This is a genomic window from Flavobacterium sp. C4GT6 (assembly GCF_036347315.1).
Classification (GTDB): domain Bacteria; phylum Bacteroidota; class Bacteroidia; order Flavobacteriales; family Flavobacteriaceae; genus Flavobacterium.
The window spans coordinates 1-16846 of sequence record NZ_JAZGZU010000022.1 but is presented as its reverse complement, the minus strand read 5'-3'; the positions used below and the strand labels follow the sequence as shown (position 1 = coordinate 16846).

8 protein-coding genes and 1 pseudogene are annotated in these 16846 nt (G+C 37.0%); all 9 read right to left on the bottom strand.

Annotation, left to right across the window (positions count from 1 at the left end; translation table 11 throughout):
- Positions 1 to 1356: pseudogene (locus V3Z67_RS17285) on the bottom strand (hypothetical protein); the annotation flags it as partial.
- A gap of 134 nt (positions 1357 to 1490) precedes the next feature.
- Entirely contained in the window at positions 1491 to 2249 is a 759-nt protein-coding gene (locus V3Z67_RS17280; RefSeq protein WP_330444507.1) for a hypothetical protein, read from the bottom strand.
- 136 nt (positions 2250 to 2385) lie between these two features.
- Complete coding sequence (locus V3Z67_RS17275; protein WP_330444506.1) at positions 2386 to 3066, bottom strand: hypothetical protein; 681 nt, start codon at positions 3064 to 3066, stop codon at positions 2386 to 2388.
- Positions 3067 to 3532: 466 nt separating this feature from the next.
- Positions 3533 to 5371 carry a tetratricopeptide repeat protein gene (locus V3Z67_RS17270; protein WP_330444505.1) on the bottom strand — a complete coding sequence of 613 codons (1839 nt, stop codon included), beginning with the start codon at positions 5369 to 5371 and terminating at the stop codon, positions 3533 to 3535.
- Between the two features lie 532 nt (positions 5372 to 5903).
- Positions 5904 to 7241, bottom strand: coding sequence for a TlpA family protein disulfide reductase (locus tag V3Z67_RS17265; protein ID WP_330444504.1), 1338 nt, complete (start codon positions 7239 to 7241; stop codon positions 5904 to 5906).
- A gap of 46 nt (positions 7242 to 7287) precedes the next feature.
- Positions 7288 to 9036, bottom strand: a complete 1749-nt coding sequence (locus V3Z67_RS17260; RefSeq protein ID WP_330444503.1) for a hypothetical protein — start codon at positions 9034 to 9036, stop codon at positions 7288 to 7290.
- A 240-nt stretch (positions 9037 to 9276) separates the two neighbouring features.
- A complete protein-coding gene (locus V3Z67_RS17255; protein ID WP_330444502.1) occupies positions 9277 to 11367 on the bottom strand; it encodes a hypothetical protein in 2091 nt (696 codons plus the stop codon).
- Between the two features lie 231 nt (positions 11368 to 11598).
- Entirely contained in the window at positions 11599 to 13692 is a 2094-nt protein-coding gene (locus tag V3Z67_RS17250) for a hypothetical protein (protein ID WP_330444501.1), read from the bottom strand.
- A gap of 243 nt (positions 13693 to 13935) precedes the next feature.
- The gene (locus V3Z67_RS17245; RefSeq protein WP_330444500.1) at positions 13936 to 16029 is read right to left on the bottom strand and encodes a hypothetical protein; all 2094 of its coding nucleotides are present in this window, start codon (positions 16027 to 16029) and stop codon (positions 13936 to 13938) included.
- Positions 16030 to 16846 lie beyond the last annotated feature (817 nt).

Below are 16846 nucleotides of genomic sequence, written 5' to 3'. Positions count from 1 at the left end.
ATAGGTAAGAGTGTTGGCAACAGCATCGTAGTTAAGGCTTGTTAAGGTCTCAGCACCCGAAACTAAATCCGTTAATGCAACAACAGTGTCATTTCCTTCCTCATCTTTATAGGTAAGAGTGTTGGCAGCAGCATCATAGTTAAGGCTTGTTAAGGTCTCAGCACCCGAAACTAAATCCGTTAATGTAACAACAGTGTCATTTCCTTCCTCATCCTTATAGGTAAGGGTGTTGGCAACTGCATCGTAGTTAAGGCTTGTTAAAGTCTCAGCACCCGAAACTAAATCTGTCAATGTTACAACAGTATCATTACCTTCCTCATCCTTATAGGTAAGGGTATTGGCAACCGCATCATAATTAAGGGTTGTAAGGGTCTCAGCACCTGATACTAAATCCGTCAATGTTACAACAGTATCATTACCTTCCTCATCCTTATAAGTAAGGGTATTGGCAACTGCATCATAATTAAGGGTTGTAAGGGTCTCAGCACCTGATACTAAATCTGTCAATGTTACAACAGTATCATTACCTTCCTCATCCTTATAGGTAAGGGTATTGGCAACTGCATCATAATTAAGGGTTGTAAGGGTCTCAGCACCTGATACTAAATCCGTCAATGTTACAACAGTATCATTACCTTCCTCATCCTTATAAGTAAGGGTATTGGCAACTGCATCATAATTAAGGGTTGTAAGGGTCTCAGCACCTGATACTAAATCTGTCAATGTTACAACAGTATCATTACCTTCCTCATCCTTATAGGTAAGGGTGTTGGCAACAGCATCGTAGTTAAGGCTTGTTAAGGTCTCAGCACCCGAAACTAAATCCGTTAATGCAACAACAGTGTCATTTCCTTCCTCATCCTTATAGGTAAGGGTGTTGGCAACAGCATCGTAGTTAAGGGCTGTTAAGGTCTCAGCTCCTGATACAAGATCAGTTAAGGATACAACAGTATCATTACCTTCCTCATCTTTATAGGTAAGGGTATTGGCAGCAGCATCATAGTTAAGCGTTGTAAGGGTTTCCAGAGCCGAAACATTTGAACTATTTACCATTTTGTACCACCTATCAGTATCCCAATAGTAAAAACCTGGAATAATTTCAGTCCCTACTGTAGCTGTATTATAAACTAGCAAACCATTTGGTAGAGAAACTGCAGGCGAACCATCAACATTAGTAATAGGGTTCATTGATATTAAATCAACAAGCTCCACGCGCGATATCAATACACCTTTATTAGAAGACTGGACTTCTAATTGTGCATTCTCATTAGGGGTGGTGGTACCAATACCAACCTGGGAATAAGCTGCAAAACCACTAAAAAGCAAGGCAGCAACGGATAATAATTTTTTGTTCATATGAAGTCAATTAAAATTAGTTTTATCTTTTAAGATAATTTTCTGTCGGTTTGAATTTTATAATCCAAAATTAATTGATGATATTTTTTAAGAAGGTATCAGGTTAATACATAAGCAATAAAAATGTTGTAATCTCATACATTTTTATCAGGATAACATTGAAAAAAGTAATCAACTGCCTGAGCAACCGTAGAAAACTCAATATCGAAATGAAATGATATTATTTCAAGTACCTTTCTATTAAGCTTGTAAACTGCTGCGTTGGTTTTTTTTTCATGGATTGCTATTTCCCTAGAATTCATTTTTTTACGAATCAACGAAATATGTCTTATTTGCTGATTCGTAAAAAGCTTAGGGTAACTTAGACTATCTACTACTTGTTTTGTAAGCGGTAAACATAAAGCACCATTATTAAAAACAGAAACCATATATTTCTCATTATCATATTCTTTTATTGGAATATTAACAAAACGTATCGACACAACTCTATCAGAACATATAATGGGATAAATTGTTTGCTTCACATAAAAAAACTTTTCTGATAAGAGCAATGGGACAAGTACCTCAAAATGTATATTACATTTCTCTTTGGTATACTTCATAAAATCTTGAGAAACGATAAAATCAACCACATTAATCTGTAAACTTCTAAAACATTCTTTACTGAGTTCCATAAAAGAATCGAAGCTGATATTGATTAAATGAGCGAATAAACCAAACGTTTCTGTTTTTCCAATGAAATAAAATTTATTATCATTAAGATTGAGTTCCCAACTTAAATTCTCAGGAACATAGCAATTACTTGACAAGGTTGAAAGTGAATCTTTTTTATTTAAGCCTATATTTGACAAATTCTTATGAAAAGAACTTTTATGATAATTAGCATAATTCATAATCTGGGGGGGCGTGGTAAAATATTGATAAACTAATAGGAACTACGAAGTTTTAAGCTATGACGGTAATACCTCTCAAAGTAATTAAACAAAAAACCTTGACACATAACTTCAATAAACAGCTACAATTATTTAGTTATACAAAATTCATTTTCGGAAAACATTTATAGTAAAATTCTACAGTTTCACAAACATTAGAAAAATCAAAAAAGAGAGAATTTTTTTCTAAAATCTTCCTAATAAATCTATATAGTGTCCCCTTAGTTTTTGATTGATAAAGAGTTATTTGGTAACTTATAAAGCCTTCCTTACTACATTTGATATTTATGAGTTGCCATCTACTAAACCTACTAGCAAACTTTAAAAATTGTAGTATTTCTTTTGTTAATTTTAAAGTTTTTTTATAATCGTATTTAGCTAAAACCTCATAAGGCTCTCCATCCTGTTTTTTAAAATATATGTTTACAAAAAGAAGCCTAATAACCTCATTATAAGTCTTGGGAGCATAAATTGTCTGCTTTACATAAAAAAAAGAGTCTATGAGTTTGAGAGGCAAAAGCATCTCGGAGCAAATTACACCTTTATGGGCATCTCCAAAGCAAGCTTTGGTTAGTTTTAAAAAATAGGAATACTCAATATTTTTAACATAATCATAATGACCAAACATTATAGTTGTACCAATAAACTTAATTGATTTCTGGGACATTAATAATTCCCAACTCAAGTTCTCAGGAATAAATTGTTTTCCGGAAAAAAATACAGATTCATTATACTCCTTCTTTTTGCCAAAAGATAAATGTGTTTGCTGCTTTTTCATTCTGCTGTAAGATTTGTAAGGTTCACATGAGTGTAATATTAGCTTAAAGAAGAGATTTTAATTCTTCTTGAGCGTTAATTACAACAAGTACAAATTACTGGCAGAAAATTTATTATATCTCCAATTCTGAAAGGACAAATTATGGACAAAGCAATGTAAAAAACATGGACAAAATGAAAAATGAAAAAAATAAACCACTGATTTATAATTTTTTAAAAAAGATAATATCTAATATGATATCCTCCTAAAATCAGCAGCTAAAACAGCTATATTCACTTTTAACCGGGATTAAAAGATCAATAATACGCCTATAATAGGCACCTGAAAATCCGTGTTTAATTAATTATTAAAAAATTTATATAATCTTAAAAATTAAAATACCCTTAATACGGTAAAAAAACATCAAAATTATTAGAATATCTGTAGTTTTGATGTTTTTTTTTAGCTGTCACTATACTAAGATAAACTATAAATTAATTATAAATTCTTCAAATTCTATATCATCTTCAATATCCATTTTTCTCTTGATTCTGTATTTTTTCTTAATAACAGTTTCATGTGTAATCTGAAGTAATGAAGCTATTTCTTTATTTGTAAGGTTAAGTTTAAGCAGAATACAAAACTCTACTTCTCCCTTTGTAATAGTAGGTAATTTCTCCTTCAGGCGAAATTCAAAATTAGGATGAATAGTATTAAAGCGCATTTCAAATTGCTTCCAATAGTCATTTTGCTGGTTTATTTTGTCTAGTTCCCTCTTTACTTCTGCTAAATTCTCGAAACCATTACTTTCACATTTTTCAATTATTTTATTAATCATATTTTGTTCATTAGCCATTCTAAGGGCTGACGATGTTAGTTCTCGCTGTTTTTCATCAAGTGCATTTTTTTCAATAGCCATACTTTCCATAGCATTAATGTGCTTTATTTCTATAATTTCCATATCCCTTTTAACACTATTAAGCTTTTCATCTTTAAGTCGATTTTTAAGTCGCATAGAACGTATAAGCAATGTTATGAACAAAATAAGCAATACAGATATAATGACACTACCCCACATCATAACTTTGTGGCGTGTCACCTTTTCAACTAAAGCTTTATTTTTGCTTTTTAATGCCAGGTTTTTTTCTCGTTGCAACTTATTTTGAAACTTTGCTTCTATTTCTTTAATATTTTTTTTTCTGTCTATTTCAATAACCGAATCCTTTAAAGCTAAAGCCAATGCATATTTTTCCGAGGCTTCATAATATTTCCCTAACCCGTGATACGTATGAGCTATAGCCTGAAAAAAATCCATTTTATCTTTAATGTTGGCATTTTTGTAAGCCTCAACATCTTTTACAGTATTTATTATTTGAAGTGCTTTAGCGTACTGTTTTTCTTTATTAAGATAATTAATGAAGATTAATCCTACCCTTGTAATATATGATGAGTTTGTAACCATCATATAGTCAATTGATTTTTGATAGGCTATAATAGCCTCTTCCTTTAAGCCTTCTATTGCGTGTATATCTCCAAGTGTAGAGTATGCAGCACCTAATGCAGTGATATCTTCAAATTTTTTTACTCCTTTGATAGCTATTAAAGTAGCTTTTTTTGCATCATCTATAGCACCTAACTGTCTTAGTGCTTCACCCATATTAAGTTGGGTATAATAGTAATCTTTTTCATAATCATTTTTTTTAAATCCCTCCAAACATTCTTGGTAGAGATCTATGGCAAATGTGTAGTTTTCTTGCAGGCGGTAAATATTGGCAAGCTTTTGTTTTAGTATGTATATTTCAACATTTTTTTTTTCTTTTTCAAGTATTTTTATAGCCTTATTTAAGTTATTTATAGCTTCTTCATAATTGAATTTAAGGGTATATACCGAAGACAGCTCAATATATACCATTGATTTATGCCTGTCATTCAATTTGGTTTTTAAAATACTGTAAAGTTTTTGCATTGAGGTATCAAGTTCTCCTTTGTTAGTATAAGCAACAGCAATATTGATCTGGCATATTATTTTTCGGTCCGGATATTTCTTAGCATACTCTGCAGCTTTTTCCAAGTACAATATGCCAGAGTCAAATTTGCCAAGCATAATATTATTTAACCCATATAATTTGTAGAGATCACTGTAAATTGTATCGTGAACATGGGTCCTAGCTGCTTCTTCCAGCCCTTTTTTTATATAAATACTAGCACTGTCAGGATCTGTTAAAACCAGCGTTTTACCTGTTGCATTAATTGTACTAAAGTCAAATTGTTGGCAGTAACCATTTAATCCTAAAAAAAAGATTAGAAAAAAAAAGTGAGTTTTCATGAGGTATTTTTTGTTTAAAGTGAAACATATAGCTGAGACTTTTTCAAGACGCATATACATTAAATTTTATGTGTATTCACTTACAAAAATAACTTACATTACCATTATTAAAAAGCGTTTAATATTTTTAAACATTAACCAGTTTTTATCATAAATATGCTAAATAACGATAAATAAAAATCATACAATTATACACCACATAAATAAAAACTATATAACTACTAATTTTTTAACACAAATAAAGGTTAGTTTATAGCTTTTAACTTATACTTATCTTTAAAAAAACTCCTTATTTTTAGTGAATAGTTTCTTTTAAAACTCAAATGCTAATGAATCACTTCACTATTTACAAGGAAGCCATTGCTGTAAAATACTAAAAATATTGATAAATAAAAGCAAATAAGATATCATGCCGATACCTTATTTTATAATGAGGTAAAAAAATCTCCCTTTAAGGGAGATTTTATAAAATAAAGCAACTATCCTAAAAACTATTAAATAATATGAAAAATACTATACAGCTCTATGAAAATTATTGTACATGTAAATTAAACCAAGAACTGATATCTTCAGGTGATTTTAGTTTAGCAACTATTTTTAAATTATCATCCAAAAGGATATAAGTAGGCGTAGCAAAAATATAATAATCTTTTATTGCCTGTGTTTCCCACCCCTTGCCATCGCAATAAGTAATAAAAGGTGCCTCCTTATAATAGGTATTAAAAGCATCAATATCAGTATCTATAGCCAAATAGATTATTTCGAGATCAAATTGTTCTTTAAGCAATTTATACCTGCCTACTAATGATGGATAATCTGTATTACAATTAGGACACCAACTGGCACCAAATACAATTAATTTATATTTTGAAGGTATATCACTTAATTTAATACTATTATTTAAATCAATATCGGGGGCGGTAGCACCTATTGCTAATTTTCTGTACTGCTCAAACATCACTTTTTGTTTTTCATTGAGTTGACAGGTGGAATTATCCAGCATTAACAAGGCTATATCTTTAGAGGCAGCTGTTATGTTTTTTTTCTCTAAAAGCACAAAACAAAACTCGGCTATCTCCTGCTGTCTTGCAACATTAGTGTTCAAACTTTCCAGTAATGCTTTATTTGCTTGAATTATATGCTCTGCAATACTATCGTTGTTTTTATAAACTTGCATTAATTCATAGAAACTTTCTATCAAATCTTTTAACAACCCAGAGTGCCATAAGGCATCACTTGCAAAATCAACATTTTTAAAATCTGATTCCAGGTTCATCAATTGTTCATTTTTTTCACCTTGCTGCAAGGCAAACTGTAAGTCGCCAAGTAACTTTCTCACAGTTAAATACTCCTTAACATAACTATTTTTCGGCAATTCATTAATAAATACTTCAAATATTTGCTCTTGGGTGTAAATTTCATTCTTTATCCAACTTTCATTACGTTTGTTGCTTTTATACAATGGCAATAAATACCTTAAACCTGATAACTTTTGTTCTGCTTCCTGATTTATTATGACTCCTTTTTCAAATGACTCGTTTTCATAAGAATCCATAAATTCTAAGGTTTTAAAATCTTGTAAGTTATCCCATTTAATTTTAAAGCTTTCTTGGTTAAGCAATACAATTACACTGCTTACATTTTGTACCTGTAATAATGCTGCACCTTTAAAAGTTTTAGGATAAGTAAGTATAAAATTCCCTAAACTATCGGTATTTGTTCTAGCTAGTTCTTGCTCATTAAAACCATCATAGCTTTTTAAAATAACTGATGCTTTTTTTGCCTGCGGAAAACTGCCTTTTATAGTTTGGGAAAAAACAAAAGTACTCCAAAGAAAAAAAACTATAGTAGAACTAATTTTTATTTTCATTGCTTTTTGTTATTATGTAATTAAACAAGTAAATTGATTTATATAATTAATCTTTGAGGCATCGCACCGTCCAGCCGACTGGACGGGGGGAATAGTTAGTGATCGTGCCACCACTGTTAAAGTTACGGACACTTGCAAAAATGCCACCCACCGAACTACTCCAGTAGCCACCGCGGCTACCCACCCTGCCGAGCGCGCCATTGCCGCCGTCGCGGTAACCTGGAACGGTAAACTTCAAGACAGAGTTAGCAGCTGTTACATCATTTGTGATATTTGCTGTAGTTACTAAAGTAGTCAGCTCTCCTAACGTAGGTACTCTAAAGCCTACAGGACAGGGATTGTTAGTACTTGATTCAGTTGCCCAAAGGGTATCATCTGGCGTGGCCCTCCAATCATAAGGGCTAGCAGGTGATCTAATAAATAAAGCATGTGTAGGAGTATCGCTCTTGGTAGTAGTTGTACCGTTAACCGGTGTTCCTGCTGTCCCGCTTGTATACGTTATCAACTCGTGCCCGTCAGCTTTTCTGCCCCATTGAAACTTACTGCCATAAGCAAGATGGTCGGTAGCACTAGTGGCTTGCTGTAAAGGATTAAAATCAGCATGATTCAAATTAGCATAATGAGCGCCTAAGTTATTATTTAACCATATATTACCGTCCTCGGCAACAACAGGCAAATACAGCATTTGGTGTGAAGTGGTACTACCAGTATTATCTGGCAATCCAAACATTTTATCAGGAATAGCCGAAACATTTCTAACTTCATAATTTGTAATATCACCGGCACTGTTATAAGGATAGATAAAATTACCCATTAAAACACCTAACCCGTCATTACCAATACCGGCATTAACATCCAGCTTTTTAGCATTTAAAGTACCGCCTACTGCTGCTATAGTAGCAGTAATAGCTGTAGTTGATAATGTGTATCCCTGTTCTGCCCACGACAGGGTGAGGTCTCTGCTAACACCATCTTCTGTCATACCCGCAGGAATAGTTATGGTAGTGGAGTATGCAGCTAATGTACCGCTACCCGTAGCCGTAACCGGTATTTTAACCGCAACACCCGCAGTAGTGATACTACCCTGAATATTTAACGTAACCGTTTCGTTTGAACCGTCTGCCGCTTGAACGGCGGTGGTTGCCGGTCCTACAGGAGCAGTGTAAGGCAAATAATCCTGATCATAAACCGAAGCAACAATATATGTTCTGTTTTGTGCCAGGGTAATGATTGGTAGCACAGTTCTTGTTAATGTACAGCTTTGACCACCTATGTTAACAGCAAAACTTGCCGTACCATTTGATGAGGGTGTACCTGTAATAGTGTAAGTCAAGGAACCGCTACCATTAACAAAACTACCTGCCGCTAAAGTAGCCGTAAGCCCTGTAACACCGGTTGAGGTTACCGTTTGACCGTTATGATATGCATCATCACCCCCTGTGTAGGATATAACTGAATATACATTTACAGCAGGCTCACCTTCCCTTAACTCACCATAATCAGACACTGCGGTACAATCAAGCCCTGTAACAGATCCCGGCAATATATAAATACAGCCAGACCAGGCATTATCCTGATAAACCTTGATACACTTATCTGTTTTATCATAAATCACCATACCGTTTTCAGGATTGGTAATCGAACCGGTATTATCTACACGTGATAACAACAAAACCTTATCGGTAGCCGAAAGATCTAACACAGCACTTTCGTGCGGAACAACCGTACCAATGCCCGTTTGCGAAAAACAACTTAAACCCCAAAGTAAAATAAACAATCGTAATGCTTTTTTCATATATATAATAACTTTCACTAATTTTTATTCAAAGCTAATGACAAACAAAAAAAAACAAAGTATCACCATGATACTCCTCATCCCCATTTAACTTAAAATAATCGCTTTGTTTTATTGGTTAATCCTAACGCAGGTAAGACCATTATAATTACAACTCTTTTTAAATTATACACAGCACATACCGCTACGCGGTAGTTATTAAAAGCTCCTGCCCCAAGGGCAGGAGAAAAAACAAAGGCTCTAGTCTTTGAGGCATCGCACCGTCAAGCCGTAAGCACGGTAGCTATTGGTAGTGTTCGTGCCACCACTGTTAAAGTAACGGCTACTTGCTTTGGTGCCACCCACCGAACTACTCCAGTAGACACCGTTGCTACCCACACCGTTGAGCATGCCATCGCTGCTGAGGCGAGTACCTGGAACGGTAAACTTCAAGACAGAGTTAGCAGCTGTTACACGATTTGTGATATTTGCTGTAGTTACTAAAGTAGTCAGCTCTCCTAACGTAGGTACTCTAAAGCCTACAGGACAGGGATTGTTAGTACTTGATTCAGTTGCCCAAAGGGTATCATCTGGCGTGACTCTCCAATCATAAGGGCTAGCAGATGATCTAACAAATAAAGCATGTGTAGGAGTATCGCTCTTGGTAGTAGTTGTACCGTTAACCGGTGTTCCTGCTGTCCCGCTTGTAAACGTTATCAACTCGTGCCCGTCAGCTTTTCTGCCCCATTGAAATAAACTACCATAAGCCAGATGGTCGGTAGCACTAGTGGCTTGCTGTGAAAAATTAAAACTTGGATGATTAATATTAGTGTAATGAGCGCCAAGATTATGGTTTAGCCATATATTACCGTCTTCACCAACAACAGGTAAATACAGCATTTGATGTGTAGTGGTACTACCAGTATTATCTGGCAATCCAAACATTTTATCAGGAATAGCCGAAACATTTCTAACTTCATAATTTGTAATATCACCGGCGCTATTATAAGGGTAGTTAAACTGACCCATTAAAACACCTAACCCGTCATTACCAATACCGGCATTAACATCCAGCTTTTTAGCATTTAAAGTACCGCCTACTGCTGCTATAGTAGCAGTAATAGCTGTAGTTGATGATGTGTATCCCTGTTCTGACCAAGACAGGGTGAGGTCTCTGCTAACACCGTCTTCTGTAATACCCGAAGGAATACTTATAGTAGTGGAGTATGCAGGTAATGTACCGCTACCTGTAGCAGTAACCGGTATTGTAATCGAAATACCCGCAGTAGTGATACTACCCTGAACATTTAACGTAACCGTTTCATTTGAACCGTCTGCCGCTTGAACGGCGGTGGTTGCCGGTCCTGAAGGAAAAGTGTAAGGTAAATAATCCTGATCATAAACCGAAGCAACAATATATGTTCTGTTTTGTGCCAGGGTAATGGTAGAAGGAATAACAGGTAATGGCGGTGGTGGTGAGACCACGGTTCTTGTTAAAACACAACTTTGACCACCTATGTTAACAGCAAAACTTGCCGTACCAACTGATGAGGGGGTACCTGTAATAGTGTAAATCAAAGAGCCGTCGCCATTAGCAAAATTTCCTGCATTAAGTGTTGCCGTAAGACCTGTAACACCCGTTGAGGTTACCGTTTCACCGGTATGAGCAGAACCATCACCACCACTATAAGCTATAACAGAGGAAACACCACTGGCAACTATACCTTCCTCTAAAGCTCCGTTATGTACAGCACCCGCACAATCTAAGGACGCAATAGCAGGACCTATAGACAAAACTTCGCGGGTTAATGTGCAACTTTGCCCACCTATGTTAACAGCAAAACTTGCCGTACCACTTGACAAGGGTGTGCCTGTAATAGTATAAGTTAAAGAAGCATCACCATTAGCAAAACTGCCAGCTACTAAAGTAGCCGTAAGCCCTGTAACACCGGTTGAGGTTACCGTTTGACCGGAATGAGCAGAACCATCCCCCCCCGTATAGGATATAACAGAATATACATTTACAGCAGGTTCACCTTCCCTCAACTCACCATAATCAGGTACTCCGGTGCAATCAAGCCCTGTAACAGATCCCGGCGATATATAAATACAGCCAGACCAGGCATTATCCTGATAAACCTTAATGCATTTATCTGTTTTATCATAAATTACCATACCGTTTTCAGGATTGGTAACCGAACCGGTATTATCTACACGTGACAATAACAAAGCCTTATCGGTAGCCGAAAGATCTAAAACAGCACTTTCGTGCGGAACTACCGTACCAATGCCCGTTTGCGAAAAACAACTTAAACCTAAAAGCAAATTAAACAATAGTACTGCTTTTTTCATATGTATACTATTTAAACAATTTTATGCAAAGTTAAGTTTAAAAAAATAGGGAAAAAGTATCACTGTGATACCTTACCCCCCCTATTTAACTTAAAATAATCGCTTTTTTTTATTTGTTACTCCTGTTACGAGTAAGGCTATTATAATTATATTTTTTTTATACACAACTCGTACCGCTAAGCGGTATTAAAAGCTCCTGCCCCAAGGGCAGGAGCAAAAAAAACAAGGGTTCTAATCTTTGATGCATCGCACCGAAAAGCCGTAAGCACGGAAGTCACTGAGAGTGTACGTGCCACCACTGTTAAAGCCAAGGAAACTTGCTTCAGTGCCACCCACCGAACTACTCCAGTAGTCACCGTAGCTACCCACACCGCTGAGCATGCCATTGCTGTTGCTGCGGAGACCTGGAACGGTAAACTTCAAGACAGAGTTAGCAGCTATTACACGATTTGTGATATTTGCTGTAGTTACTAAAGTAGTCAGCTCTCCTATCGTAGGTACTCTAAAGCCTACAGGACAGGGATTGTTAGTACTTGATTCAGTTGTCCAAAGGGTATCATCTGGCGTGGCTCTCCAATCATAAGGGCTAGCAGATGATCTAATAAATAAAGCATGTGTAGGAGTATCGCTCTTGGTAGTAGTTGTACCGTTAACCGCTGTTCCTGCTGTCCCGCTTGTATACGTTATCAACTCGTGCCCGTCAGCTTTTCTGCCCCATTGAAATAAACTACCATAAGCCAGATAGTCGTTATAAGCAGTTGCTTGTTGCGCAGGATTAAAATCAGCATGATTCAAATTAGCATAATGAGCGCCTAAGTTATTATTTAACCATATATTACCGTCTTCACCAACAACAGGCAAATACAGCATTTGGTGTGTAGTGGTACTACCAGTATTATCCGGCAATCCAAACATTTTATCAGGAATACCTGAAATAACTCTAACATCATAATTTGTAATATCACCGGCGCTATTATAAGGGTAGTTAAACTGACCCATTAAAACACCTTTGTAATCGCTACCAACACCGGTATTAACATCCAGCTTCTTAGCATTTAAAATACCACCTACTGCTGCTATAGTAGCAGTAATAGCTGTAGTTGATGATGTGTATCCCTGTTCTGACCAAGACAGGGTTAGGTCTCTGCCAACACCGTCTTCTGTCATACCTGCAGGAATACTTATAGTAGTGGAGTATGCAGGTAATGTACCGCTACCTGTAGCAGTAACCGGTATTGTAACCGAAATACCCGCAGTAGTGATACTACCCTGAACATTTAACGTAACCGTTTCATTTGAACCGTCTGCCGCTTGAACGGCGGTGGTTGCCGGTCCTGAAGGAGCAGTGTAAGGTAAATAATCCTGATCATAAACCGAAGCAACAGTATATGTTCTGTTTGGTGCCAGAGTAATGGTAGAAGGAATAACAGGTAATGGCGGTGGTGGTGAGACCACGGTTCTTGTTAAAACACAACTTTGACCACCTATGTTAACAGCAAAACTTGCCGTACCAACTGATGAGGGGGTACCTGTAATAGTGTAAATCAAAGAACCGTCGCCATTAGCAAAATTTCCTGCATTAAGTGTTGCCGTAAGACCTGTAACACCCGTTGAGGTTACCGTTTCACCGGTATGAGCAGAACCATCGCCACCACTATAAGCTATAACAGAGGAAACACCACTGGCAGCTATACCTTCCTCTAAAGCTCCGTTATGTACAGCACCTGCACAGTCTAAGGACGCAATAGCAGGAAGTGAAGACAAAACTTCGCGGGTTAATGTACAGCTTTGACCACCTATGTTAACAGCAAAACTTGCCGTACCAACTGATGAGGGTGTACCTGTAATAGTATAAGTTAAAGAAGCATCACCATTAGCAAAACTGCCAGCTACTAAAGTAGCCGTAAGCCCTGTAACACCGGTTGAGGTTACCGTTTGACCGGTATGATAAGCACCGTCACCCCCTGTATAGGATATAACTGAATATACATTTACAGCAGGTTCACCTTCCCTCAACTCACCATAATCAGGTACTCCGGTGCAATCAAGCCCTGTAACAGATCCCGGCGATATATAAATACAGCCAGACCAGGCATTATCCTGATAAACCTTAATGCATTTATCTGTTTTATCATAAATTACCATACCGTTTTCAGGATTGGTAACCGAACCGGTATTATCTACACGTGACAATAACAAAGCCTTATCGGTAGCCGAAAGATCTAAAACAGCACTTTCGTGCGGAACTACCGTACCAATGCCCGTTTGTGAAAAGGAAACTATACTTACGAATAACGCAAAGAAGGAGACTATTGTTTTTTTCATGAATAACTATAAATAGTAAGATTTTAAAAAATTTGATACAAAATTAGCGTCAAAAAAAAAAAAAAAAGGTATCACCATGATACCTTTATCCTGTTTTACTTAAAATAATCGCTTTGTTTTATTGGTTAATCCTAACGCAGGTAAGACCATTATAATTACAACTCTTTTTAAAATATACACAACTCGTACCGCTAAGCGGTATTAAAAGCTCCTGCCCCAAGGGCAGGAGAAAAAACAAAGGCTCTAGTCTTTGAGGCATCGCACCGTAAAGCCGTAAGCACGGTTGTTATTGTCAGTGGTCGTGCCACCACTGTTAAAGTAACGGCGACTTGCTCTAGTGCCACCCACCGAACTACTCCAGTAGCCACCGCTGCTACCCACAACGTAGAGCATGCCACTGCTGCTGTCGAGGTAACCTGGAACGGTAAACTTCAAGACAGAGTTAGCAGCTGTTACACGATTTGTGATATTTGCTGTAGTTACTAAAGTAGTCAGCTCTCCTATCGTAGGTACTCTAAAGCCTACAGGACAGGGATTGTTAGTACTTGATTCAGTTGCCCAAAGGGTATCATCTGGCGTGACTCTCCAATCATAAGGGCTAGCAGATGATCTAATAAATAAAGCATGTGTAGGAGTATCGCTCTTGGTAGTAGTTGTACCGTTAACCGCTGTTCCTGCTGTCCCGCTTGTATACGTTATCAACTCGTGCCCGTCAGCTTTTCTGCCCCATTGAAATAAACTACCATAAGCCAGATAGTCGTTATAATCAGTTGCTTGTTGCGCAGGATTAAAATCAGCATGATTCAAATTAGCATAATGAGCGCCTAAGTTATTATTTAACCATATATTACCGTCCTCGGCAACAACAGGCAAATACAGCATTTGATGTGAAGTGGTACTACCAGTATTATCTGGCAATCCAAACATTTTATCAGGAATACCTGAAATAACTCTAACATCATAATTTGTAATATCACCGGCGCTATTATAAGGGTAGTTAAACTGCCCCATTAAAACACCTAACCCGTCATTACCAATACCGGCATTAACATCCAGCTTTTTAGCATTTAAAGTACCGCCTACTGCTGCTATAGTAGCAGTAATAGCTGTAGTTGATGATGTGTATCCCTGTTCTGACCAAGACAGGGTTAGGTCTCTGCTAACACCGTCTTCTGTAATACCCGAAGGAATACTTATAGTAGTGGAGTATGCAGGTAATGTACCGCTACCTGTAGCAGTAACCGGTATTGTAACCGAAATACCCGCAGTAGTGATACTACCCTGAACATTTAACGTAACCGTTTCATTTGAACCGTCTGCCGCTTGAACGGCGGTGGTTGCCGGTCCTACAGGAGCAGTGTAAGGCAAATAATCCTGATCATAAACCGAAGCAACAATATATGTTCTGTTTTGTGCCAGGGTAATGGTAGAAGGAATAACAGGTAATGGCGGTGGTGGTGAGACCACAGTTCTTGTTAAAACACAACTTTGACCACCTATGTTAACAGCAAAACTTGCCGTACCAACTGATGAGGGGGTACCTGTAATAGTGTAAATCAAAGAACCGTCGCCATTAGCAAAATTTCCTGCATTAAGTGTTGCCGTAAGACCTGTAACACCCGTTGAGGTTACCGTTTCACCGGTATGAGCAGAACCATCACCACCACTATAAGGTATAACAGAGGAAACACCACTGGCAGCTATACCTTCCTCTAAAGCTCCGTTATGCACAGCACCTGCACAGTCTAAGGACGCAATAGCAGGAAGTGAAGACAAAACTTCGCGGGTTAATGTACAGCTTTGACCACCTATGTTAACAGCAAAACTTGCCGTACCAACTGATGAGGGGGTGCCGTTTATACTATAAGTTAAATAACCACCGGTACCGTTTGAAAAATTACCTCCACTAAGAGTAGCTACAAGTCCGGCAACTCCAGTAGAAGCAACTGTTTGACCGGTAAAAGGTAAGCCATTACCACCTGTGTAAGATATAACAGAATATACATTTACAGCAGGTTCACCTTCCCTCAACTCACCATAATCAGGTACTCCGGTGCAATCAAGCCCTGTAACAGATCCCGGCGATATATAAATACAGCCAGACCAGGCATTATCCTGATAAACCTTAATGCATTTATCTGTTTTATCATAAATTACCATACCGTTTTCAGGATTGGTAACCGAACCGGTATTATCTACACGTGACAATAACAAAGCCTTATCGGTAGCCGAAAGATCTAAAACAGCGCTTTCGTGCGGAACAACCGTACCTATACCCGTTTGAGAAAAACAACTTAAACCCCAAAGTAAAATAAACAATCGTAATGCTTTTTTCATATATATAATAACTTTCACTAATTTTTATTCAAAGCTAATGACAAACAAAAAAAAACAAAGTATCACCATGATACTCCTCGTCCCCATTTAACTTAAAATAATCGCCTTTTATATTTGTTACTCTTGTTGCGGGTAAGGCTATTATAATTACAACTCTTTTTGAATTATACACAGTACATACCGCTAAGCGGTAGTTATAAAAAGCTCGTGCCTCAAGGGCAGGAGAAAAAGCAAGGGTTCTAGTTTTTGATGCAGCGCACTGTATAACCGTAAGCACAGTCGTCAGAGCGAGAGTCTTGATATTCGTAGATGATGTAGGTTATTCCATTGGAATTATAAATATTCACCGAACTACTCAAGTAAAAACCGTAGCTGCCCAAAAATTGGAGCGCACCATTGTTGGGATTGCGGAAACCTGGAACGGTAAACTTTGAGGCTTACTAATTTCTGTATTGGAAATTAAACGAAGTTTTCAAATATAAAGTTACGTTTTGCAATATTTTATACATCTCTATGTAAAGTATAATTTTATACCTTTGCAAATATAGAATTAGTGTTCTTAAATAGTCAGATAATTAGCTTTTACTACCAATATATAATCTGTGGCAAAATCGTGGCAATTTTATTTACTGGATTTGCATTTGCAGGAATGACAGGGGTTTGAGCCTATAGGTTCGAATCCTGCTCTCCCCACGAAAAATTAAAAGCCTGCAATCTTTTGCAGGCTTTTTTTATATCCTTATTTTGTCACGTCCTGAAATAGCGATACACAAAAAAGTATCATTATGGATGAACAAAGCAATTATGTAAAGCGTAC